The sequence below is a fragment of the Vulcanisaeta distributa DSM 14429 genome (assembly GCF_000148385.1).
GTDB lineage: Archaea > Thermoproteota > Thermoprotei > Thermoproteales > Thermocladiaceae > Vulcanisaeta > Vulcanisaeta distributa.
The window spans coordinates 746134-769019 of record NC_014537.1; the positions used below are offsets into that span (position 1 = coordinate 746134).

Annotated in this window: 30 protein-coding genes and 3 tRNA genes; 15 read left to right on the forward strand and 18 right to left on the reverse strand. The window is 44.0% G+C overall.

Annotation, left to right across the window (positions count from 1 at the left end):
* Positions 1-10: 10 nt before the first annotated feature.
* Together VDIS_RS03775 and VDIS_RS03780 are read right to left on the reverse strand one after the other, a co-directional pair.
* A complete protein-coding gene (locus tag VDIS_RS03775) occupies positions 11-349 on the reverse strand; it encodes a hypothetical protein (RefSeq protein ID WP_148678207.1) in 339 nt (112 codons plus the stop codon).
* Between the two features lie 142 nt (positions 350-491).
* Entirely contained in the window at positions 492-1403 is a 912-nt protein-coding gene (locus VDIS_RS03780) for a DUF92 domain-containing protein (protein ID WP_013335883.1), read from the reverse strand.
* 211 nt (positions 1404-1614) lie between these two features.
* Between VDIS_RS03780 and VDIS_RS03785 the strand changes: the two genes are divergently transcribed.
* Both VDIS_RS03785 and VDIS_RS03790 read left to right on the forward strand, forming a co-directional pair.
* On the forward strand, positions 1615-2061 hold the full coding sequence (locus tag VDIS_RS03785; RefSeq protein WP_013335884.1) for a hypothetical protein: 447 nt from the start codon (positions 1615-1617) through the stop codon (positions 2059-2061).
* A 33-nt stretch (positions 2062-2094) separates the two neighbouring features.
* Positions 2095-2859 (forward strand): phosphoglycerol geranylgeranyltransferase, encoded by a 765-nt coding sequence (locus tag VDIS_RS03790; protein ID WP_013335885.1) that lies wholly within the window; start codon positions 2095-2097, stop codon positions 2857-2859.
* Here the strand turns inward: VDIS_RS03790 and VDIS_RS03795 are convergent.
* Positions 2856-3029 carry a preprotein translocase subunit Sec61beta gene (locus tag VDIS_RS03795; protein ID WP_013335886.1) on the reverse strand — a complete coding sequence of 58 codons (174 nt, stop codon included), beginning with the start codon at positions 3027-3029 and terminating at the stop codon, positions 2856-2858. The genes VDIS_RS03790 and VDIS_RS03795 overlap by 4 nt on opposite strands.
* Positions 3030-3073: 44 nt before the next feature.
* Positions 3074-3655 carry a ZPR1 zinc finger domain-containing protein gene (locus tag VDIS_RS03800; RefSeq protein ID WP_013335887.1) on the reverse strand — a complete coding sequence of 194 codons (582 nt, stop codon included), beginning with the start codon at positions 3653-3655 and terminating at the stop codon, positions 3074-3076.
* Between the two features lie 227 nt (positions 3656-3882).
* Here VDIS_RS03800 and VDIS_RS03805 point away from each other — a divergent pair, with 227 nt between their 5' ends.
* The 3 genes from VDIS_RS03805 to VDIS_RS03815 are packed head-to-tail and all read left to right on the forward strand — an operon-like array spanning position 3883 to position 4990.
* Entirely contained in the window at positions 3883-4194 is a 312-nt protein-coding gene (locus tag VDIS_RS03805) for a hypothetical protein (RefSeq protein WP_013335888.1), read from the forward strand.
* A gap of 46 nt (positions 4195-4240) precedes the next feature.
* Entirely contained in the window at positions 4241-4657 is a 417-nt protein-coding gene (locus VDIS_RS03810) for an HIT family protein (RefSeq protein ID WP_013335889.1), read from the forward strand.
* Positions 4658-4690: 33 nt separating this feature from the next.
* On the forward strand, positions 4691-4990 hold the full coding sequence (locus VDIS_RS03815) for a hypothetical protein (protein ID WP_013335890.1): 300 nt from the start codon (positions 4691-4693) through the stop codon (positions 4988-4990).
* Here the strand turns inward: VDIS_RS03815 and VDIS_RS03820 are convergent.
* Positions 4987-6066 (reverse strand): hypothetical protein, encoded by a 1080-nt coding sequence (locus tag VDIS_RS03820; protein WP_013335891.1) that lies wholly within the window; start codon positions 6064-6066, stop codon positions 4987-4989. The two genes, VDIS_RS03815 and VDIS_RS03820, sit on opposite strands and share 4 nt — an antisense overlap.
* A gap of 42 nt (positions 6067-6108) precedes the next feature.
* Between VDIS_RS03820 and VDIS_RS03825 the strand changes: the two genes are divergently transcribed.
* The 3 genes from VDIS_RS03825 to VDIS_RS03835 all read left to right on the forward strand — a co-directional run bounded on the left by VDIS_RS03825 (position 6109) and on the right by VDIS_RS03835 (position 8278).
* Entirely contained in the window at positions 6109-7377 is a 1269-nt protein-coding gene (locus VDIS_RS03825; protein WP_013335892.1) for a molybdopterin molybdotransferase MoeA, read from the forward strand.
* A gap of 72 nt (positions 7378-7449) precedes the next feature.
* On the forward strand, positions 7450-7752 hold the full coding sequence (locus VDIS_RS03830; RefSeq protein WP_013335893.1) for a hypothetical protein: 303 nt from the start codon (positions 7450-7452) through the stop codon (positions 7750-7752).
* A 10-nt stretch (positions 7753-7762) separates the two neighbouring features.
* The gene (locus VDIS_RS03835) at positions 7763-8278 is read left to right on the forward strand and encodes a hypothetical protein (RefSeq protein WP_013335894.1); all 516 of its coding nucleotides are present in this window, start codon (positions 7763-7765) and stop codon (positions 8276-8278) included.
* Positions 8279-8288: 10 nt separating this feature from the next.
* Here VDIS_RS03835 and VDIS_RS12605 read toward each other — a convergent pair whose 3' ends face one another.
* The gene (locus VDIS_RS12605; protein WP_013335895.1) at positions 8289-8474 is read right to left on the reverse strand and encodes a hypothetical protein; all 186 of its coding nucleotides are present in this window, start codon (positions 8472-8474) and stop codon (positions 8289-8291) included.
* 84 nt (positions 8475-8558) lie between these two features.
* On the opposite strand from VDIS_RS12605, the gene VDIS_RS12610 reads away from it, so the two are divergent.
* Positions 8559-8702, forward strand: a tRNA-Tyr gene (locus VDIS_RS12610).
* Between the two features lie 18 nt (positions 8703-8720).
* On the opposite strand, the gene VDIS_RS03840 is transcribed toward VDIS_RS12610, so the two are convergent.
* Positions 8721-10217 (reverse strand): hypothetical protein, encoded by a 1497-nt coding sequence (locus tag VDIS_RS03840; RefSeq protein WP_013335896.1) that lies wholly within the window; start codon positions 10215-10217, stop codon positions 8721-8723.
* 140 nt (positions 10218-10357) lie between these two features.
* On the reverse strand, positions 10358-10549 hold the full coding sequence (locus tag VDIS_RS03845; protein WP_013335897.1) for a chromatin protein Cren7: 192 nt from the start codon (positions 10547-10549) through the stop codon (positions 10358-10360).
* Between the two features lie 152 nt (positions 10550-10701).
* Between VDIS_RS03845 and VDIS_RS03850 the strand changes: the two genes are divergently transcribed.
* Positions 10702-10777, forward strand: a tRNA-Gln gene (locus VDIS_RS03850).
* A 107-nt stretch (positions 10778-10884) separates the two neighbouring features.
* Here VDIS_RS03850 and VDIS_RS12810 read toward each other — a convergent pair.
* From VDIS_RS12810 to VDIS_RS03860, 3 genes are read right to left on the reverse strand one after another with little or no spacing between them, the layout of a single operon-like run.
* On the reverse strand, positions 10885-11037 hold the full coding sequence (locus VDIS_RS12810; RefSeq protein WP_171804840.1) for a hypothetical protein: 153 nt from the start codon (positions 11035-11037) through the stop codon (positions 10885-10887).
* Positions 11038-11072: 35 nt separating this feature from the next.
* Positions 11073-11738, reverse strand: a complete 666-nt coding sequence (locus VDIS_RS03855; protein WP_013335898.1) for a hypothetical protein — start codon at positions 11736-11738, stop codon at positions 11073-11075.
* 11 nt (positions 11739-11749) lie between these two features.
* The gene (locus VDIS_RS03860; protein WP_013335899.1) at positions 11750-12340 is read right to left on the reverse strand and encodes a hypothetical protein; all 591 of its coding nucleotides are present in this window, start codon (positions 12338-12340) and stop codon (positions 11750-11752) included.
* A 468-nt stretch (positions 12341-12808) separates the two neighbouring features.
* Between VDIS_RS03860 and VDIS_RS03865 the strand changes: the two genes are divergently transcribed.
* Complete coding sequence (locus tag VDIS_RS03865) at positions 12809-14158, forward strand: MFS transporter (RefSeq protein ID WP_013335900.1); 1350 nt, start codon at positions 12809-12811, stop codon at positions 14156-14158.
* Positions 14159-14203: 45 nt separating this feature from the next.
* Here VDIS_RS03865 and VDIS_RS03870 read toward each other — a convergent pair whose 3' ends face one another.
* Positions 14204-14794, reverse strand: a complete 591-nt coding sequence (locus VDIS_RS03870; protein WP_013335901.1) for an indolepyruvate oxidoreductase subunit beta — start codon at positions 14792-14794, stop codon at positions 14204-14206.
* 12 nt (positions 14795-14806) lie between these two features.
* Positions 14807-16657, reverse strand: coding sequence for an indolepyruvate ferredoxin oxidoreductase subunit alpha (iorA, locus tag VDIS_RS03875; RefSeq protein WP_013335902.1), 1851 nt, complete (start codon positions 16655-16657; stop codon positions 14807-14809).
* A gap of 280 nt (positions 16658-16937) precedes the next feature.
* Between iorA and VDIS_RS03880 the strand changes: the two genes are divergently transcribed.
* Positions 16938-18941, forward strand: a complete 2004-nt coding sequence (locus tag VDIS_RS03880; protein WP_013335903.1) for a hypothetical protein — start codon at positions 16938-16940, stop codon at positions 18939-18941.
* Between the two features lie 50 nt (positions 18942-18991).
* Here the strand turns inward: VDIS_RS03880 and VDIS_RS03885 are convergent, their stop codons facing one another.
* A complete protein-coding gene (locus tag VDIS_RS03885) occupies positions 18992-19486 on the reverse strand; it encodes a hypothetical protein (RefSeq protein ID WP_013335904.1) in 495 nt (164 codons plus the stop codon).
* Positions 19483-19833 (reverse strand): hypothetical protein, encoded by a 351-nt coding sequence (locus tag VDIS_RS03890; protein WP_013335905.1) that lies wholly within the window; start codon positions 19831-19833, stop codon positions 19483-19485. The genes VDIS_RS03885 and VDIS_RS03890 overlap by 4 nt, the downstream gene beginning before the upstream one ends.
* A gap of 91 nt (positions 19834-19924) precedes the next feature.
* Between VDIS_RS03890 and VDIS_RS03895 the strand changes: the two genes are divergently transcribed.
* The gene (locus VDIS_RS03895) at positions 19925-20380 is read left to right on the forward strand and encodes a hypothetical protein (RefSeq protein WP_013335906.1); all 456 of its coding nucleotides are present in this window, start codon (positions 19925-19927) and stop codon (positions 20378-20380) included.
* 36 nt (positions 20381-20416) lie between these two features.
* Positions 20417-21331, forward strand: coding sequence for a Gfo/Idh/MocA family protein (locus VDIS_RS03900; RefSeq protein WP_013335907.1), 915 nt, complete (start codon positions 20417-20419; stop codon positions 21329-21331).
* Here the strand turns inward: VDIS_RS03900 and VDIS_RS03905 are convergent.
* Both VDIS_RS03905 and VDIS_RS03910 read right to left on the reverse strand, forming a co-directional pair.
* Positions 21323-21682, reverse strand: coding sequence for a hypothetical protein (locus tag VDIS_RS03905; RefSeq protein ID WP_013335908.1), 360 nt, complete (start codon positions 21680-21682; stop codon positions 21323-21325). The genes VDIS_RS03900 and VDIS_RS03905 overlap by 9 nt on opposite strands.
* Before the next feature lie 93 nt (positions 21683-21775).
* Positions 21776-21851, reverse strand: a tRNA-Val gene (locus VDIS_RS03910).
* Between the two features lie 213 nt (positions 21852-22064).
* Between VDIS_RS03910 and VDIS_RS03915 the strand changes: the two genes are divergently transcribed.
* On the forward strand, positions 22065-22391 hold the full coding sequence (locus VDIS_RS03915; RefSeq protein WP_052885763.1) for a hypothetical protein: 327 nt from the start codon (positions 22065-22067) through the stop codon (positions 22389-22391).
* On the opposite strand, the gene VDIS_RS03920 is transcribed toward VDIS_RS03915, so the two are convergent.
* Complete coding sequence (locus VDIS_RS03920; protein WP_013335910.1) at positions 22386-22841, reverse strand: hypothetical protein; 456 nt, start codon at positions 22839-22841, stop codon at positions 22386-22388. The genes VDIS_RS03915 and VDIS_RS03920 overlap by 6 nt on opposite strands.
* Positions 22842-22886 lie beyond the last annotated feature (45 nt).

A 22886-nucleotide genomic window follows, 5' to 3' on the forward strand; every position in this document is an offset into this window, starting at 1 on the left:
AATAGCCTCTTCACTGCGTCACCTCCTCAAGGAATTTTAATACATCCTCAGGACCACCGCTCTGCTTTATTAAGCCCCAAAGCTTAGAGTCCTTACATAACCTATACCTAACGACGCTCCTACTACTATCAACCTGCAGATAACCCGCATCGCTCAATTGCTTAAGCACGTGCTTAACGAGGGTGAGTACCACGGGTATTGCATCATTGAACTCAGCATATTCAAGGACCTTCTTTGGCGTGAAGCTCACGCAGGTACCTCTCGCATACTTAACAGCCACCCATAAACCCCTCGCGACTAATTCCTCGATTTTCTTGAAATCAGCGTAAATATTCGTTATCTGGGTCATTAAGTAGACGTAGACAGCTGAATTTAAAGGGTTCATGATTAGGTACGTATACGTAATAGCCCTGTATATCCAGGCATATTTATTGCATATTTATGCCTGTACTTATGACAGCCCGTAGCGCGTAATTACTCACTCACTAGCCTTATAAACTGGGTATGATTACATGAGGCCCTATTAGTAGCAATAGGGTAATTATTGAGATAGCAGCTATTATAGCTGATACGAGTAAGTTAACATCCTCATTCTCAAGGTCATAACTACCCATGACTCTCACAGTCCTCTCACCGCACACATGGACCTCCCTATCAGTCATCACACCACACTTTAGGCATCTGTACTTAGGTTGGAACAAAGCCCCAAAGATGCTGTCAAGGACCTCGCCCAGGTAACCAAGGATTAAGACTATAACGACAAACCAAATATTTACTGAGCTTATATACCCCAGGAGCTTAAGTATGTATTGAATGCCTAAGTAAGTGAGTGCTATTGTGGTTGATCCAATGAATGAGCTTAACTCACCAAGTAATGTAACACCACCCGACACGCCGGGGTCAACGGTGGTCCAGGGCTTCGTTATTAACCTAGGCCTTGACTTACTGAGAACACCCAATTCAGAGGCCCAGGTGTCTGCATTTGAGTAGGCTATGCTTGTTACAGCCGCCGTGGAAAGCAGTTGATACATGGTCATGTCACGCACAAAATAAGCCACGCCGGCCAGCATTGCTAGGGTACTTGGTACTAAACCAACGGCTAATACCTGCTTCCAATTCCTCCCCTTAACGTCCTCGGCCGTGCCGAGCTCCTCCTTCTTCTCAACACCTATCTTGGTAAGTGCGCTTGAGCTTCCTAAGAATACAATGAATGGCAGTATTGATGATGGTCCACCGAGGAGTATCATAGAGCCGACAAGTACTGATGGTATGATGGCATCCCTAGTTATTACCCTAATCCTTAACGCCGCGTAGGTCAATACTAATGATATTACTAATGACGCAATTGCAATTATTAAATACGTAATTACAGCATCACTAATGTTCATTATTAATCCATGCATCAATTAAATGCTCGATAAGGTTTTTTAAGTATTATTTCAATGCTTTATGAGGCATTGGTTGTAATTATCATGATGATTCAGAGTTACGCGGATTGGTGACGAGAACATACCCGGCTGACCAGCCTATGAATTTCGAAATTCAATGGGCATCAGTAGTAATTAGGAATTAGGAAGAAAAAGATATTTATATTAAAACTTAGTTGGGGCTTCGATGGGTCGTAGAAGGAAAAGCCGTAAGAAATTACTACTTAAGCCTAAGAAGACACTGCCGAAGATCTTCACATGCCCACACTGCGGTGCGCCATTGGTTAATGTAAAGATTGATAGGAAGGAGGGCAAGGTATTGGTTAATTGCGGTAATTGCGGACTTGAGGCCGAATTCAACTACATACCTGGGCTACTCCCCGTGGATTACTTCAATAAGTTCGTTGATCTTTATTACCAGGGTCAGATAAAGCCCAAGAAGGAGGTGACCGTATCGTTATCTCAATTAACAACTAAGGCGAATCCACTACTTGACGAGGAGCAGGGGCAGGAGGCGCAGGAATCAACTGAGCCCTTTAGCGAAGGTGGTGAGGAATTTAGTGAAGGTGGTGCCGAAGAGGTTTACGGCGAGGAAAGCGAGTATTCTGAGGACATTGGATATACCGAGGAGTGATACTTAAAATTCAATAATTCTTCCTCATACCTAATGGGCGTTAAGGATTACCTACTTAAGCGTATTGCCGAGGTTGGCGCAATACACATGACGTTGCTCGACCCAGATAAGGTAACCGCTAAGGAATTCAAAGAATTGGCGCTGATGGTTCAGGAGTACGGCAGCGATGCGCTCATGGTCGGCGGCTCCCTGGGCATATCCGAGGGGCAACTCGATGAGTACTTAAGCGCCGTTAAGGGCTCGTTAAAGATACCCGTTATTCTATTCCCAGGCAGTGTGGCAAACCTGAGTAGGTACGCCGATGCCGTATTCTTTCTTAGCGTGCTTAATAGCGCTGATCCATACTTCATAGTTGGTGCCCAGATACAGGCCTCGGTACTACTGGTGAAGAGGTTTAGGAACCTGGAGCCAATATCGCTTGCTTACATAATTGTTGGTGATGGTGGTGCCGTTGGTTACGTAAGTAATGCCAGGCCAATACCCTATGATAGGGATGACATTGCCCTGGCCTATGCATACACGGCTCAATTAATGGGCTTCGACATGATTTATCTCGAGGCTGGTAGTGGAGCCCGTGAACCGGTGAGGCCGAGGATGGTTTCCAGGGTAAAGCAATTAGTTAGTAAGCCGTTGATTGTTGGTGGTGGTATTAGGGACCCTGAGAAGGCCTCGGAGTTAGCCCTGGCTGGTGCGGACGCAATAGTTACAGGTACGATAGTTGAGGAAAAGCCTGAATTAATTAAGGACATTATAAGGGCTGTTCATGAGGGTGGAATGACGAGGAAGAAAAGGGCCTAAAGAGGTACCAGGAACTTCAGTATTATTATTATCACTGAGATGGCAATACCAAGGAATATTACGGCCTGCGGACTTATTTTAATCCTCTCAATCTCCTTAGCCTCATTAAACTTAACCAACCCAGCGGCTATGAATGGTGACATCCCCGACGTACGTCTGCGCCTAGGCATCGACTATTGGCATAACAGGAAATTATAAACTTAACTCAAGGCTGTCATGCCATTGGGTTAAGTGGTTCGATACGAACACTAGAGTCACGACCTGGCGGAGGCTTGATCATTGAATTACCGTTTGGATCCTCAATGATAATCCTAAACCTAAAATCGCCCTGGAGAGCCCTTCGCACTTTATCCTTGAACTCCCTCAACCTACGTATACTCTCCTCATTATCCTCATTTAAGACCTCCATTCTCTCAGCAACATCAAGCATCCTAAGCAATAGGCCTTCGACCGTTGTTATCATAGCCTCTGCATCAGGTCCTGGATCAATATCAAAGCCAAGCTCAGGACTACTTATCCTGGCGCTTCTTGATCTGAATATGTAGGTCCTATAAACATCTTCATCATCCTTAACCTCATATATTATCCTGGATGGACCTCTGGAATTAAGGTAATGAATATCGACCCTCCTATAGCCACAATAATCACATTGATTACTGTACAGTATTAAATCGCCAAAGGCTGGGTCATTATACAGTATTTCAACCACATGAAGACTCTCCCTACCACACACGGGGCATTTTTCAATCCCAGTATAAATAACCCTGCCATGAAGGCTTAAGTCATTACTGTCCATTAAAGGATCATGACCTAACCCAGTATTTAAAACATATTATTTTAATGACTATTCCTAGTAAACTATGAAGGTCGCTTAATGCTATTGACCCACCTATGACCGTATAAATCATTAATGAACTAACCGCAACGCAATGAGTCATAGTTCACAGAGAAATAAATACGCAGTGTCTACCTGTTATGGTGGGTAAGTCATCTTTAAAAGGGGGTTGTTCCAGGCGTACCTTGATGAGCTCAGTAACGCCGAGTAAGTGGCTTGCGGCCCTTGGCATCATAGCCGTGCTAATACTCGTATTATTCATAATGGGATTCTGGTACGCAGTCTACACACCTGGCGTTGTCTCAACGTGTGCCGGTCCGTTTACAATGATGGAGATCCTAACCCTAATACTGGCGGTTGCTGGTACTTACCTGCTAATGAATTACCTGGGCAGGGGTAGTGTTAGTGACCTGCTACTGGTGGTTTTTGTTGCTGTTCTCGTGATCTTTACAGTGAGCTTCTACTTACTATCCATCTCATCGTATGGTGGCATATGCTAGGTGATTAAATCTTTAAAGAGTGCAGGTTATCTGTCGTTTTGCCGCTATGGATTGCGTGTTCTGTAAGATCGTTAAGGGGGAGGAACCTGCCTATGTAGTTTATGAAGATGAACACGTAATTGCAATACTCGATAAATACCCAATAAGTAAAGGGCACACGCTGGTTATGCCGAAGAGACATTATAGGGATATAACGGAAATACCAAGTGACGAATTATGCCATGTAATTAGGGTGACGAAGGCCGTGACAATGGCCGTGATTAAGGCATTGAACGTGCCTGGTGTGAGGATTATTCAGAACAATGGCGCCGAGGCTGGTCAGGTAATTTTCCACATACACTTCCATGTAATACCAATGACCGGACGCATTACCGGTAGGCATTACTTAACCGAGGAGGAGGGTCGTGAAGTATCTGAACTATTATCTAAGGCCGTTAAAGAAGTACTTAGTAGTATGAGTTAACTTTTTTATACACTACTCACATTATTATTCCTAATGGAGGTATTTGGTTTAACACTAACGCAGATAATCAGTATAATAGGCCTATTCGTGCTTGGGCTACTCGTGGGTATCCTGATAAGGAGGTTGATAGGAGTTGCCCTGGTATTACTGGCGATTGTAATTCTTGCAATAGCCCTGGGCTACCTAAGCCCATCAACCCTAGTCACACTACTTCATTACGCAGGCTATGCGATGAGCGTAGCCTATGCGAAGGCCCAACAATTCATTGGCGCCATCCCATACTCATCACTGGCATTTATAATAGGCCTCATCATCGGTCTAATAAAGGGCTAGTTAAGGTAAGCAACCCTCAGGTTCGACCGATATAGGAAGTCGAGGAATGAATCAAAGGCCCTATTTAGGGATTGAGGCTTATAGACCATCGCCTCATTACCGCTTATGAATACGAATCCCGTGCGCGGTGGCACATCATTAATGTGCTCCCTCATTATGTCGACAAACTCCTCACTAGGTCTTTGCATTATTACGATAACCCTATCCTCACGTGGATGGTAGTCTAAGACCCTCCTACTCGGTACAATCCACGGGTAAAGCATGATTAACTCCCTACCACCCTCACCAAACACTGTATAAACAATACCACACCTAGCAACCCTGCTGTAGGTGTATTGACCGTGTGGACTTATGATCCTCCTCATGGACCTGGCACTGGAGTCCTTCATCTCGTGAATCACCATTCTAAGCTCCCGCAGGTCAATGGCTGGGTTAAGTATCAACTCGCCAATAGAGCCATCAAGTACATTGCCAATCCTCACCTTAACCACGAACTCCCTAAAATCAACCCCATAAATCGCCCTAAACAACCAATTAATGGGCCTTGAACCGAAGGCTGCCGACTCAACGGCAACCAACCCAAGTGCATCTAGAGCACTTATTAATTCCCTAACGTTAGGTGTTGGTATGTCACCGGACATCTCAAGAAGTCTAGGTATTAGGTACTCAGGAACGAAGAGGATGCCCCTCCTCCTATGCATTAGAACACCAGCCCTTATTAACTCAGTAAGTACATCCTCATTAAAGCCCATAAGCCTGAATTGAACCTTAAGGACACCCTCATCACCCCCAAGCCCCATGTACTTAATCAATGCATATACAGCATCACCAAAACCCTTAACTCTACTCATTGAGTGATCAGCTAATAATCCATAGAACCTCCTAATCCTATTACTAGCGTCCTCTCCAAGTGATGAGACAAACTCCCTAGCCCTCTCCAGGACTTCCATGTACCTATCTCCATACCTCAAATTGAAGTCCTGAGTCAACGCCTCCTCATCCTCATCATCATAATTAATCAGTTGGTATGCTCCCTCCAGTACGTCAATACTCAACGGCTCACTCACATTAATCATTAAGACTATAGGTTTTAAATAGCGCATTGTCCCTAAAATCACGTGAAGCCTCACGAATACAAGTTCGTAGTGCCTCACGAGCTTGAAGAACTAATTAATGCAATAAGTACGTTAGCTGTGGTTGATGAGGAGAAAATACCTGTATGGGAATCAATGGGTAGGGTTCTGTCAAGGGACGTGGTTGTACCCATGGACATACCGCCACGACCTAAGGCGGCTTATGATGGTTACGCGGTTAGGAGCCAGGACATTACCAGGGTACCCACCAAGTTGAGGTTAGTGGGTTCAATAAGTATTGGCGAGGTCCCAAGTATTAAGGTTGGCCCCATGGAGACTGCCTACGTAACAACCGGCGCATACCTACCGGACGGCGCTGATGCCGTTGTCCCTGAGGAATTTGTCGAGGTCATGGGCAATAACGAGGTCATCATTAACAAGTCGGTCATGCCCTGGGAGAATGTGGATCCAGCAGGTGACTTCGCCAAAAAGGGTGAGGTGGCTCTTAGGGAGGGCACGGTTATAATGCCCTGGGACATACCGGCACTGCTGGAGCTTGGTATTGGTGAGGTTTGGGTTAGGAGGAGGGTCAAGATATTCGTGGTCGCCACGGGCTCAGAACTCGTGGAGGTTAAGACGCCCGATGAGGTGCCTAACGCAATAATTAATGGTAAGGTTGTTGAGAGCACAGCGTCCTTAGTAAGGAATTACATAGGCATGTATGTACCGTATGCGGAGGTTGTTGGTAGAACCATAGTGCCCGATAATCAGGAGGCCATTAAAAACGCAGTAATGAATGCCCTGAATCTCGCAGACATCGTAATAACCACCGGCGGTACGGGACCTAGCGGTGTTGATTATGTGTATGAGGTGACGAAGTCCCTAAACCCAAGGACCTACATCAGGGGGCTAAGGATGAGGCCCGGTAGACCAACGGGCTTGGCGGTATTAAGTAATAACAAGGTCGTTATTAATCTGTCGGGGCACCCAATATCTGCCTTGAATGCCATGACCGTGATCGTTAAGGAGGTCATTAAGAGGCTTGCGGGTGTTAAGGTGGATATTGCGGAGCCAAGGGTAATGGCTAAACTAGCCAGGGGCACGTTGGGAGATGAGGAGTTCGCGAGGCAGTACAGGGTTAGGGTTAGGAGGGTTGGTAATGACTACGTCATTGAGGAATTACCTAGGCAGGGTAGCTCACTAACCCACACCTTATTAACGGTTAATGGGTTGGTATTCACGAGGAAGGGGCAAATAATTAGGGAGGGTGATTACGTGGAGGTGCTGCTCCTTAGGGAACCTCCTCGTGAATGATTTTCAATTACGAATAATATTTCAGCCCCAACACTGAAAGTAACTTATAAATCAAGCGGATAAGATAATTATGTGAAACAAACACTACTGCAGAGCCAGGAGCAGAGACATAGGTGTGGGATAAGCGACATCAAGGAGTTCCTAGTAAGTTACGCATTAATCAACTGCAGGAGGAACATAACAAGAGACAACGAGTATAAGGTAACAATGGCATGCTTCCACGCATGGCACCAAACGAAGTACGGAACCAAGGCATCACAACAATGCATAAGAACCCTCGTACTCTACCTACCAGCAATAGCCCAGGAACTACAACTAAAAATAGAAAGGGAGGGAAACGCAAAATACATAATAACAAGGCAGGAATTACATTAATAATTAACCCATGAGCGAGTGGTCCTGGGAAAGCAGCGATGCTGAATGGGTAATTGATAGATACTCAACAGGCATCGTAATTAGCCTACTTCTTCTAATGCTATACGTGGTAATCATGATCGCTATCATAATCGCCCTTTCACCAAATGCGGAGGACAACCAACTCATTGCATTATCAATAATCACATCAATGGTGTTAACCGCATACCTATCAATAATAATATATTCCTACACACGTATTAAATCAATAAGAAAAGCCATAGCAAACCTTAAGAAGGTGGAGATTAAGGACGACTCGATAGTTCTCGAAACAATCAATGGCATATACGCGGCAAAACCCAACGAAATAACCATATGCTACAAGACCATAACAGGGAGAGATCTTAGACCATACGCATACATCATCTTCATCAACTACCAAGGCACCACATACCAAATACCATACCTAAAACCCGAGGACTACGGAGCATTAAGGCAAGTCCTAAAAGGCCATGGAGTATACATAAACGAATGCCAAGCACAGTAATAAACCGCAACTAAATATAAAAAACATCATAACCCCACGCCACCTCCCTAACCATTGAGTCCATAAACTCCAGACCCCCATCAACCATCGAATACCCCCTCAACATTATCAATACATCATGAAAAACCCCATCACCAACCAGCGAACCCCACAATCCCAACCCCACAAACCAACACACCCACACAACAAAAAGCATAAACCCAACAACAAGACAAAGACACAAACACCACAAAACAACCACGAAGAAAACCTTAAAAACCAACAAACAAAACAAACCACGCCCCCGGTAGCTCAGCGGTCAGAGCGGCCGGCTGTAGTCAGCCCCGTGGGCGACAGCGAAAAGGCCCACGGCACACAGCCACCGGCAGGCCCCGGGTTCGAAGCCGTGGCTATGGCCACGGCGAAAGTCCCGGCCGGGGGACCAAACGTTCAATTTCTTATACTAAGTATCGCTTAATTTATCTAACCATCTCCTTGCTAATGACCTTATTCTCTCACTTTTTTCGGGATTATTCATAGTCTGTTTCAGCCATTCAACTATCTTACTAAGTATATAATTGTGCTTTTTAATTGTGCTCCAGGGTATGTATATTTCCGGAACATTGTTATTGTTTCGTCGCTTAAACTCTATACCGTGCTTATTCAATGTACTTATTAACTCATCTATGTTGCAGCCCTTTCCGCACCATGTCCTTAGTTGTATTGTCTTGTCTGTTAATAATACGTTGAATTTAATTCCGTAAATTTCTATTTGAGATGAACCGTGCCTATGTCCAATGCTTATATTAGCCAATGCCCTCAGCCTACCCCATTTATCAAGGCCTAGTTGCTCCTCAAGCAGATTAAGTATGCGCCTTAATTTATCTGGTAAATTATTAATTATGTATCTGGTTAGAGTCACGGCATTACTGTTCCAGAGCATTAGTTCAGCCCCATTATCTTTTATGGATATTCTACGATTAATCCCTAACTGTGTCATTAATCCTATTAAGGCTTTATCTAATTTTTCGTAATTGCTCAATCCCGCACTTATTTTAATATTCTTTTTCCTTAAGTCTACGCTACCATCACTAAGTATTAGCGTAAGTAAGCTTAATGGTGTGGGATTCTTTTTCAATTCCTTAAATGCCTCATACTTACTTCTAATAGTTTCCCTGTGAGAGTCAGAGTATATGAACCATGTAATGCTAATGCCCTTTCTCGTAAATCCTAGACTTCTTATCGCCACTTTATCCCTACCAGGGTATAATAATATCCAAAATACTAATTGCCATATCTGTCTCGTTTTCATTGCAGGCCTTCCCCTATATATTGTCCCATCACCTGCTCTAAGGCCAAGCTTTAAATTATGTAATTCATACTCACTTAAATTTAGTAAGTCTGGTACTTCTAACGTTTCTGTGGCCAAATTCCTTAAATATACTTGAGAAGTTATTGACTTTCTATTCTTCTTAATCTCAATTTCTATTGATACTAGTCTTCCATGTATTTTAAGAAATAAGCTACCATACTTACCATTAACTACGTAGATCTTTCTCTTACCCATGAACGCGTCTTTAATCGTATTGTTAGCATCATTAATGTAAATATTTATCCATTTTTCCTTAACTTCATTTATTAAATGAATTAACTTTTCAATGTTAAATGAAATAATATTTTGTGTATTATCATTAGCAACTATTAAATTATTTAAACTTTTAACGAAATTCCTGAGTTTATTTACCGCATTCTCGGCTACCTCATTTATATCATAATCATTGATGCGCCTATGAACCTCAATTAATGCATTAAATATAGACTGCTTAATATCATTATCAGTTATCTCGTCTATTACTTGACAACCCCGCCTCTTCCTACACCTAGCCCAAACCACGTCAATACTCGTATACATAATTTGCATAGACGGTACAATTGCTTCATTGGAATTCTCGCTGGGCATGGTTTTGTTGTGGTTTTGGGTTTATTATTTTTCGTGGTTATTTTTGTTTAGTTGGGTTTTGTGAAAGTTTTGTTGTGGGGGTGTAGGGAGAAAGGAAGAGAGAGTGAGTTGTTTTTGAGTTGTTTTGATGGGTTGTTGGTTTATACGATTATGTTTCCTTGTTCGTCTACTTTTGCTATTACTTTTCTTACTGTTTTTCCGTCTGGTGTCTTGAACAGGGCCATTACGAAGCCCTTCCTACCCTTAGGCTGAACCTTCCAAACCTTCGTAGGCTTAAGCTTCTTGCCCTCTATTTCGTATTCCCTCTTTGCCAGGTCTTCTAGTGTGACCATATTGGTCGTTGTTTCGTGGTTGCTTGGTTTAATATTGTAATTGGTTATTTTATGTGCTTGCCTTATTAGGGTCTTCGTTGTTTCAGTTTTGCGTAATGCGTGGTTGTTTGCGATGCGTAGCGCTTTTAAACTGGTTTCTTCCCATTGTTATTAGCCGGGTCGTCTAGCGGCCAAGGATGGCGGGCTCTGGACCCGTTGACCCCGGTTCGAATCCGGGCCCGGCTACCACTCTGTTCTTTAATTCTTTTGTGAATGTGATATGGAGGGTTTGCTTTGTCGTGTTACGGCTTATTTGGATTAATGAGTTGGTTTTGGTTAGGATTTTTGAGATTGGTTTATGTAATGGAATTATTGAGGTCATTGCTGGTATTGATTCTTGATTGTGGCTTGGTTTTAGGATTACGTGGATTCCTCGTCATGTAGATGATTAGCTGTGGTGCGTTTTTAATGCCCTGTAGGTAATGCGTTGCTCTGGGTGCTTTGGGCATTACTGAATCCCCCGGTGTGGAGGGTTATGTTTATGTTACTTATTGTCTCTAGGGCCTATATTCGTTAGTTGTTCCTTGAATTCCCTGTAATTTAGGGTGATTATTTTATTTGCGCAGGGGCATTTATTGCATGCTAGATGCCCTTCAACGAAGTCCCTGAGGTTTTTGTCCTCTGTAATGAAGATCAATTTACCGCTTGTTATACCGGGGCCTTTCCTTCTTGGTACTGTGGCCAATAAGTCGTAGGCGTAAAGTAATGAGTTTACTATATCTATGTCCTCACTTGGGATTTTACTTAATAATTGGTCCATGATCTCGTTCTTCCAGCAAACTCTTCTTTTAGGTCTATACCTTAGGGCCTCCCTCTGTATTTTTAATGATTCGTCGTCCTCGATTATCCTTATGTATCCTTTGCTTACCATATCATTTAATTGATTAATACAGTATTGTTCCATTACGTTAACCTCAACATTATGCCATCCATGCTTCGCCCTATCAACGTTACTTAATAGATTGTGCAGGGCCACGTTTTTGAGCTCACGTATTATGGCACTATCAGTGTAAATAACTAAAGTTCTATTCTCCAGTAAATCCAGGATCTTTATTTTTGGTTTGTTTAACTTACGGTGTAGGGTCATTGTGTATATTATTTTAACGAGTACATTAGTATCAACAAAAATATGAAATGCCTCAAATACCATGGATTATCCACCTACTTAAATAGGTCCGGGTAAAGCTCCTCCTCATTGACTGACTCCCTGCTCTCAAGAATTTCTTTGAGTTTTTTGGCAGCGTCTATGTATGTGTCTAGGCTCATGTTGAACGCCAGCGCCTTAATGACTTCGCTTTTTATGCCGAGTACCTCAAGTGAATGAGCTACTATATCGCCTTCCCTTAACCTGCCATAGATGTCGATGATCCTCATTGCGTAATCCGCTAGGTCTTTCAGTCCCCTTTTCTCAAGGGCCCTGTAGGAATCTTCGAAATCCTTATTTATGTCTTTAACGTAATAACTATCGCCAGTCTTCACTATGTCATACTTGCTCATTTCAGACTCACCACCGAGTAACCTATCAATTGGTATGAATGGTCCCTTTAGGTATATCCTGAATTCCTCAGGCAACCTAGCCCTTGGTGAATCAAGGAGTTTTGTACCATCGGCATCCGTGTACAGGATAAGGAATAGTAGTTTAACAAGCACCTCTGTGCTGATACCTCTACCGTACTTCCTGATGTAGTATGCAATAACAAGCCTAACCAGGTCAATGGCTGGTTCCCGCAATAATTCCTTAACAAGACTCATAACTAATAGTTATTTCTAAGGTAAGTTTTTTAACCCTGACCCCGTGACTGCCATCATTAATAAATGAAGAAGCAGGTACATTATTTTAATTGATTATGCGGCATGGGCCCTGATTAGTTAATGGGCATTAAGAACTTCGTTGGTTCAATTTGAATCCGGGCCCGGTTACTAATGTCGAGTAATTCTCGATTATCACGTTGTTGGTTTGTGTAGGGTTTTGGTTATCTCTTGGTTTATGTTCATGGAAAATAAATGTTGAGAAGTGAATAGCAGGTTTGATGAAGGATTGCGTTGTTTAGCGTAGGGTTGGATGTTAGTGTGGGTATTGGATAAGTATGAATTGTTGTTAAACATTATTTAAATGTAAAATCTAAAATATTCTAATTAATGCATGAAATAGTTAGGTATGTATTCTTATAAGAGTCATATAGGAAAATCTTTTAAATACATATATAATAGGTTAGTAGTATGGTTAGGGTTCAGTGGTCCCCTGAACACTATAAATGGCCGCCTAGGTCAGGGAGTGCCATTGCATCTCAGTTCGTTGGCTTCTTCCTGGATGCGTATGACTTGACCTTTGTTACGGCAATGACCACAATACTGGCAGCCGTGCTAATGCCCCCAACCCTGTCTAAGTCCGTCGTTGGTTACTTCCTGACATTGCTTGGTTACGCATTTACAATGATTGCAAGGCCGGTGGGTAGTGCATTATTTGGTAATTTTGCCGATAGGATTGGTAGGAGGGATACTTTAATGATTACAATACTTGGCTATGGGATAATGAGTGCCGTTACCGCGGCGATACCGACCTACGCCCAGGTTGGTTGGGCAGCCTTTTGGATATATGCCGTGATTAGGTTCATACTTGGTATATTCGTTGGTGGTGAGTACGCGGCTGGCCACCCATTTGCCATGGAGTACTCGGCGCCTAGGTGGAGGGGTCTAGTCAGCGGTATTGTTCAGGGAGGCTTCTCCTGGGGGGTTGCCTTGGGTGGTTTCGTGGTCTCAGCGTTTACGGCGATGTTTGGTGTTAAGGCCATGTATGCCTACGCGTGGCGTTACGTATTCTTAACCGGCCTCATACCTGCCGTGGTGGCTTTCATAATAAGGTTTACAATGCCTGACACGCCCATATTCCAGGAGGTTAAGGAGAAGGGTCAGCTCGAGAGGATACCGTTCTTCAGTATCTTTAAGCCTCCGGCCCTATGGACTTTCCTACAGGTCTTGGTGTTTATGACGGGTCTCTTCTTTAGTTCATACTCAATGTTTGACTTCGCGGTTGGTATTTACACAAGGGCTGGCTTGCCTGAGGGGTTAGCTAGCTTCTACTATGGCATCATGGGTGTCTTTGCTGCCATAGCAGCGACGTTGTGGGGACTCGCCAGTGATTTCATCGGTAGGAAGCGTGCATTAATCATATCGGCGGTGGTCTCGGCAGTGTTGGCGGTACCTGCCTATTACGTGGTTTATTACAGCGCCGTTGTTAGGAGTGTGCCATTACTTGTCCTTGGCGCCCTCCTAATGGGTTGGCTGTCGCAGTGGCCCTGGGGCCTGGTCCCTGTTTACTTATCAGAGCGCTTCGCAACGCAGAGGAGGGGTTCCGGTGTCGGTTTTGGTTATAGCTCGGGAATATTCATTAGCGCCTGGATGCCTCTATATTCAATACCGCTTTATGGCGTCTTCGCGGCTATTGAGGGTACTAACATATGGTTCACGGCAGCCTTCTGGCTCATTCTCGCCGGTGTTGTTTATGGTATTGCAGCTGCGATAGGGCCTGAGACAATAGGCATCGATCTAAGGATTGTTAGGGAGAGGTAATGGCCCCTTAACCTAATGCTTATACTTAAATCCTCAGTTTCTCTTTTACTTATCCCTTAGGTTGCCGTACCTTAAACCCATCGTGAATGCCTTTATGTTTCTATCCACATCCCTCCTAATATTAGCCTTTATTGACTCTTCAACTATATTTTGCGGTATGTACTGGTTTAACCCCATTATTGAGTAAAGCGCACCGAGTATCACCATGTTTTCATAAATCACGTTACCTAATTTAATGGCATCATCGTAGGCATTCACTATGTAAATCCTCCTAATGCTACTCCTCAAGGCATTCTCCAATTCATTAATACTTGGTATCCTCTGTTTTGTGGCTGGTGGCCTTATTAACCTCCTATTAACTATGAATACCGTGCCCTCATTGGCGTAGCCAATGGCCCTAAATGCCTCAAGTATTTCGAAGGCTACGACAACATCAGCGCCACCCCTGGGTATTAATGGCGCATCGACGTCTCCAATCCTGACATGAACATCGATAGAGCCACCCCTCTGGCTTAATCCATGGGTCTCTGCAACCAAGGCCTTATAGCCAGCCCTTATGGCTGCATCGCCGAGTACTGTGGCGAATGTGACAAGTCCCTGACCACCGACACCGGCTAAGTATATATTGAGTCTCATGATCGTCACCCCCTACATCTCAGCCCACTTCTTTAGCCAGTCCTTAACATTGCCCTCTGGCTTAATTGCATTGTATGGGCATACCTGGGCGCAGACGGAGCAGCCGACGCACATGTTCGGGTCTATCCAAGCCTTCCTATTCTCAAGGGGCACTATTGCTGGGCATGCGATTAGGTTATAGCATATTCCACAGGCCTTGCAAGCGTCTAGGTCAACGTAGTAACGCGTCACGTAGCCCCTAAATAACCTCACAGCCTCCAATGCGCAGCCCCTCTTCATGATCACGACTGCAACACCACCCCTCTTAACTACGTTCACCGCCTCTATCATGACTTCCTGGGCGTTCTTTACGTCGAATGGGTCTATCGTCCTTACGTAATCAACACCCACAGCCCTAGCTACATCCTCTATGCTAATCATGCCTGTGGGGTTTGGCTGGCCGCCGGTCATTGCCGTAACCCTGTTATCAAGAATCAATATTAGCATTGGCGTCTTATTATAGACGGCATTAACTAGTGCAGGTAGGCCTGCGTGGAAGAATGTTGAGTCCCCAATTATTGATATTACCATTGTCCTGCCATTGGTGCCGTGGTAAATACCCATGCCCAGGCCTAGGGAACTGCCCATGTCGGTAAGTAGGTCCTGCTCATTAAATGGGTTGTTAATACCGAGGCTGTAACACCCAATGTCCCCACTAAATACGGGCTTAACGCTGGATTTAGCCGTGGCGACCTTTAACTCGTAGAATGAGGCAGCATGTGGACAACCTGGGCAGAAGACTGGTGGTCTTGGTGGTGGTGTGTAGTCGACCTTAACCGCATTTAATGATGTGAGTGGGTTTACGATATTGAGAGCCTTTGATAAACCATCCATTACGGAATTAATGGTTAATTCACCAACCCTATTGAAGATGTTCTCCGCCTTACCAAGCACCGGCACCCTGACACCCTCGTCATAGAGCAGGGCCTTTAATTGATACTCAATCACTGGGTCGCCCTCCTCAATGACAACCACCTTATCAGCCCTGGTAACGGCATCCATAATAACCTTCCTCGGTAACGGTACTGGAGTCGCAACATTAAGTATGCTGGCTTTAACGCCGTAGCCCTTAACGGCCTCTAACGCGTATGTAAAGGCTACGCCACTGGTTATTATGAGGTTTTTATTTCCATCAATGTAAGTATGAGGCAGCTCCTCAACACCCTTATTAATGCTGTCCCACCTCCTTAGTAAATCCTCCTTAAGCACCCGTGCATTGGCAGGTACTAACGCATGTCTCCTTGGGTCCTTAACATACTCCCTTGAGTACCTGGGAGCTCCTGGCGAGCATATAGTTACGGGTCCTCTAACATGGGATACCCTGGTGACAGTCCTTATCATTACTGGATGCCCATACTTCTCACTAAACTCGATCGCCAATTTCGTGAAGTCCTTGGCGCTCTGTGGGTCATAAGGCTCGAGAACCGGAATATAGGCATGAAGTCCAACCCACCTATTATCCTGCTCATTCTGGCTGCTCCACATGTTTGGGTCATCTGCCGTGACAATTACGAAACCACCCCTAACGCCTGTGTAGGCGCTTGACATTAGTGGGTCCATCGCCACGTTAAGTCCCACATGCTTCATGGTGACCATAGACCTAGCCCCAGCGAGGGCTGCTCCATAGGCCACTTCAAAGGCAACCTTCTCATTACTGCTCCACTCGGCATAAACCCCGAACTCCTTACCATAATCAATGAGGTACTCAATGATTTCGCTCGATGGCGTACCTGGGTAACCAGCGGCAACGGCTACTCCAGCCTCTAATGCTCCATGGGCAATCGCATGATTACCAAGCATTAACTTAACCGCACAGTTGCTCATTGGCATTACCTAGGCATATGTAATTTAAAGCCTTTCTCCTAGAACTTGATAAATTAATTAGTGATATATTTAATTTAGTATGAATATATAGTTTATATTCAGGCTAGAATGGTTTCGTCACACATCGGTATGTCTAGGGTTCATCACGGGTGTTTTACTAGTAATACTAGTTTATATATTTAATGCATTCAAGCATGAATCGCGCGTTTCTAGGTATTACTTTAGTTATTTTAATTGCTTATTTAATATTACCTGGTTCATAGTCGATTTCGTGAACAATATGAGGAGGAACTTGGCAATACTCCTGGCTGTACTGGCAATAACAATCTCAGTGGTGGCGCTGGCAGCCCAGTATCAGGTATCGCCAAATGTGAATTCACCATCAACGATAAATCAACCGTACTATGCGGTGCTTGAGTATATTGATTATATAAATACTACAAGGGCTGTGACCATCGCGCCTGGTCAGTCAATTACGATACAGGCACCATTACCTCCTGGGCCTGGTTATGTACTTGATTACATAGAGGTGAGTGTTAATCCACCATCGCCAGCCATATTAATTAGTGGCAATAATGTGATGTATAGTAAGAATGAGGTTGGTGCAGTAGTCCATGCATACACAACAAGCAATAGCCTATCCATAGCCAACTCAGGTAATCAGCCCCTGAATGAGACTATATCTGTGACTTACGTATTTGTTAATGAGGAGTATGTTCCGCTCAATACCTCGGCATCATCATTCACATTAAGCATATCCATACCAGATAGCACAATTCAGTATGTGACGCAGCAAGTGGTCGAGCTATCAATACCGAACTATATGCCCTTCGAAATAGCTGGTGTGGCATTACCCAATGGAACAACGCTATCACAGTTAGTCTCTGCCTGGAGTCCACTGGCTAATTACATAAAGGTTGAGCCGAAATACGTGGAGTTAATGGCTAATGAATTACCACCTGGTCAGTACCAGGTAACGATTAATTACGGTAGTGAGTACGTAATGCCGAGCGCAATGTTGATTAAGGGTACGGAGTTCCTAAACTACACCGTTAACCCAGGCCAGACCCTGGAGATAACTGGTTCGGAGTTCGGAGTTCCACCTGGCTGGAACCTACTGGGCTACATAGTCGCTGTTTACACGGTGCAGCCACTCGTTGTTGGTGAGAAGCCAGGTCACTTTGAGGTAATTGCTAACATGGTGTCTCCAGCTTACCTATACAGTGATTTAATACAGGTCAGTGGTATCAGCTACTTACTGCCGCCGTTCATAAGGTTTGCACCAATGATAGGGATTTACATAGTGTATGATAGGTACTTCGAGATTGTCGATAACCTAAATGTGCCGCTTGTTGTGACCTTCATGCCGATAATATATAAGCCAATTGGGCAGTGGGTTAATGGTAACCTGGAGGCCACCGTGAGCGATGCCGACGTCTCTGGCGGCCTATGGACCGCGTTGGTTGTTCAGCTCCCCGAGATAGCCCACATATACAAGATAGTCACGCCAAGCGGTACCGTGTACACGGGCCTTGTGAACTCGGAAATACCGTGGGGCTCAGCCGAGAGATTGGTCTCAATAAGTCCTGATGGTTCTCAGGCATACATAGCAGTTTCAACACTAGGTGTTAGTGAGACCGGCATATACACAGTTTACGTCAATTGGACGCCAATAACAATGCACTTCACAAATACACTGAATGCACCAATAAGTGGCGTTAGGGTCGAGGCCTATATAAATGGATCGCTCATCGCAAGTAGTGTTAGTGATGCGAACGGCAATGCCTACATAAGCATTAAGGAACCTGCCCCATTCACGGCAATCGTGTATTATGATAACGTACCCATCTATTACGTTAATGTGAACTCACTAATTAATCAACCAATAGGCGTGACAATAGGCCTGTACAACGTGACAGTGCTGTTTGTTGGTGCGAGAAACCAGGCAATATCCAATGCCAAGATAACGCTGTATAGGATTGGCACTGGTCCAATATATAATGGAACAACCGGCAGCACGGGCACAACGGGTTTCGTTAACGTCCTTGGTGGGACATACCTAGTCACTGCCCAGTATGGTAATTTAAAGTACAGTGAGTTGGTGACGATAAATGGCAATGACGTAATAACTATTAAGTCGGACATACTGGCCATAATTGATGGATTCCCAATAACCACGATAGAGGCCTTAATAGGTACGCTAGGGCTTGGTGGTGCTGCTGCCATAGCCTTCGCCTTCGCTGGTAGGAAGGGTAGTAAAGATTACGAGGTTGTAGCAATGTAAGTCCCGTTTTAAATTGTAAAAGTTAAAAATTTCAATTTCTTTCAAATAATTCATTGGCTTCTCCTCTCATACTCAATCCTTAATTCCCTAGCGAGTTCCATTAATTTATTCAATAACTCATGCCTAACGTCGAAAACCTCATGCATGGAAACTAACCGCCTATACTCCCTATCGAACCTCAGGAGCTCCCTTTTAACCCTCTCAACTTTTTGGGATCTAATCCTCTTAAGCAATGCCTCACCCCACGAGATGAGCCTCTGGCTGTCACTCTCCAACCTCCTAACTATCATAGGCCTAATGGCCTTAAACTGCTCATCAGTTAACTCAATAATGGCATATGCAAATTCACCCTCAAAACCCCTCTCCATTATGTCAATCAACTCCTCCTTAATACTCAACAACCTCCTCTCCAAGTCCTGCCTAGGTAACCAGGAAATAACCACATTAGGCAGTATTGAAAGCCCTGAATTGGCTAAATGCCTACTCACTAATCCCTGAACCTCATCACTACTTACATACATTATTATCAATACGAACTGCTTCATGGATCCTTCACGTATGTGCTTAGGACACTAATTATTAATTCCTTAATAAATGAATCCTCAACCTCACCCCTCAATAATATCCTCACGGATATTAACTCCCTACGTGATCCATCATCATAACCCACAAACTCCCACTCAAGGCCGTTTATAACGTCCCTACGATAAATTAACTGTGTATTGCCAACTTTAAGTGATTGATCAATTGGTAGATTCCACGGAGCAACAACATCAATACTAAGCACCCTCTCCTCACTACTAAGGCTCAGAAGCCTTGCCACTGAGGTATTCCCACATGCGTACTCCCTAATCTCACCCTTATTAATCACATCAATGTTCCCGCACCTCACGGCTTAGCGACCTACTAAACTTCTTTTGATTTATTACCTTAACTCAAAGAAAGATTTAAATACTAAGTAATACTTGAAATACTTGATTAACATGTCCAGCAGTTCAAGCGGTAGTGAGGAGAGTGGTGAGAAGAAGACTGTGACTATTAGGGGATTAAATACTGACATTTATGACAGAGTAAGCAGGCTTGCCAGAGAAACTGGAACCACAATAGGTGAGATAGTGAATGAGGCACTCAGGAGATACATAACGACCCTAGAGAACATATCTAAAGCCATTGATAACATGATTAGGGCCGGCGATGTTGTTGTAATTAGCGGTGTATCCTCATTAACCGTAACTAGGGCTGATCTTGAGACTTTAGACAAGCCTGTGGTTTTTAAGGACATGGATGAGCTCATCTTCGCCGATGATGTTAATAACGATATCATAAAGAGTAAGGTTGCAAGGATAGTTAATGTGAATACTGTTTACGTGCCCAAGTCCGTATCAACGCTATTAATAGCCTCAAAGAGCGAGCTTGTTAAGAAGATTGTTCCTAGATGATTAACCTTTAATTAGGGCGTACCTGTTAAAAATTACGTGAAGGTTCTTGTTGTTGGTATTGGTTCAATGGGCCTAAACCACATTAAGGTATTGATGCAATTGAAGAAGGAGGGCTTAGTTACTGAGGTTTACGCCGTAGACATTGATAGGCAGAGACTTGAGGCAGTTAAGGGTCAGGGCGTTGACCTAACGTTCACTGATTATCATGACGCCATAAAGTATAAGCCGGACCTGGGCATAATAGCTGTTCCAACAACGCTCCACTATTCAGTGGCAAGTGAGTTGATGAATCACATGGACTTATTAATAGAGAAGCCCGTCACGGAGAGACTCGACGAGGCCCTGGACCTATACCGTAAATCAAAGATCCTCGGTAGGAAAATTCTGGTTGGCCACATTGAAAGATTCAACCCAGTGTATAAGGCTTTAATTAATGATGTTAATAATGAGAGACCCATTTATGTGGAGTCCATGAGAATTAATAGGCTTAGGGGTAATCCGCAATCATATGGTAATGTGCTCCTTGATCTTGGCATTCACGATATAGACCTCGTGCTTGACATGGTTAATGAGGATAAGGTAAGGGTCCTAAGCACGGTACTTAGGGGTAACCCAATCACAACCGCGTGGGCCTTACTTAGTATTGGCGATATTATATACGTCCTCCATGCATCCTGGGACTATGAGGTTAGGGTTAGGAAGATCCACGTTACGTTAAGAAATAGGTATTACGAGGCCGACTTATTAAATAGGGTGTTAATTCGTGATGGGACTAGGCATGTAGTTGAGGGGCCTGATCAGCTAAGGCAGGAGTTAATACATGTGTTGAGTGTCTTAAGGGGTGTTGAGAGGCCGATCATAGATATAACTGATGGCATTAAGGCATTGGCTGTGGTTAATGGTATTCTCACAAATAGCCCCATTATAGACTTAGGCGAGTTACTAACGTGAGAAGTCAATGATTGACCTAACCCTAACAATGTACCTACTTGCCAAGTCCTCAGCCCACCTAGGGAGTTTAAGCGTCGTAATTACCTCATTGATTAGAGCCTCGGCATCATCGCAATCACTTAATCCCTGATCCCTACAAATCTTAACCAAGTACTTACTCCTAGCCTCAAACAGATCCCTGTCCATGGCGACCCTATTACAGTCATGGTCATAAGTCCAGCCCCTTTTAAGATCCCTCAGGTGCAGGAGTAAGTGCGCTACAATCCTGCTTAAGTCCATGGGGCCAGGCGCAACGTAAATGCCCTCATTAACGGCATAGCAACTACCACGTCCCATGTATATATTTGGCATTAAGTGATTACGTTGTCGTTAATAAATAAGGGTATCGCTTTTAATAACTGAGGATCATCGACACAATTAGACCGGGATAAACAACGACCGTACTGGTGGGCCCGCCGGGATTTGAACCCGGGATCTCCCGCGCGTGAGGCGGGCATCCTAACCGCTAGACTACGGGCCCTATCTCCATCAACTTAATGTAGTTTTAAAGTATTTTTCCTCATGGTTGTTTTAATGATGTCATTAATGTTGTTTCGTCTATTCGTCTATGTTAGCTGTTATATTGTTAATCCTATGCTCGTTTCTTTTGGAGTTTATTACATTGGTTAACTTTGTAAGTTATGTTAACTGGATGGTATGTCTTATATTTGAAACTGTTTTTTGGCTGGTTGTTATGAATAGGAGAATTCAGGTTGATGGGCTTCCCTATAGGACTCGTGTTTATGTTAATAACCAGGTCTTAATACCGTCTGAGTTAGTTAGGCTTCTTGGTATTGAGAAAAGCCTGTTTGCCAATGTGGTTATTAGGCATGAGGGTAGGATAATCAACATTAATGGTGTTAAGCTTCTCCGTAATAGGCGCGCAACCTCTAGGCAGTTCACGATTCCTAGGGAGGTCAGGGAGACCTACGGGATTAAGCCTCTTGACGAGATTGAAATCGTGAGTATAGAGCCTGTCGAGGCCATTAGTAATAGGAGAAATGCCATATTAAATTCATGAACCTTTCCTCCTCTCTCGCTCCATGATTTTCACGGCGCTTATGTATAGTATTATTGCGGCCGGTATATAATATAGTGGTAGCCCTCCATGTATTGGTATTGTTGGGTAAGTGAATATATGCAAGCTCCTAATGTAGCCCCAGGAATGTGGTATATGGCCGATAAAGAGCCAGAACATGGCGTCCTCACTCCACACGGCAACATCGGCCGCGAATAACCACTGCCAGAAATCACCAAAGGCTATCCAGGGTATCGCGAGTACTATGGCAACGCCAATCCTGTAAAGCCACATGCCAAGCCATGGGTGATAATGAACAAGGGCTAGGTACCAGGAATTTGTTGGATCATGGTGAAATGCGTACACAAGCTCAGGTAATATCATGGCCTCAATCATTGCATAGCCTATGCCAGTCATTAATGGTGGTATTGTCAGTTTAGCCCAATTAACCATTCTCAATCATCTGGAAAGTGAATACCCTTATTAACCTTGCTGTCC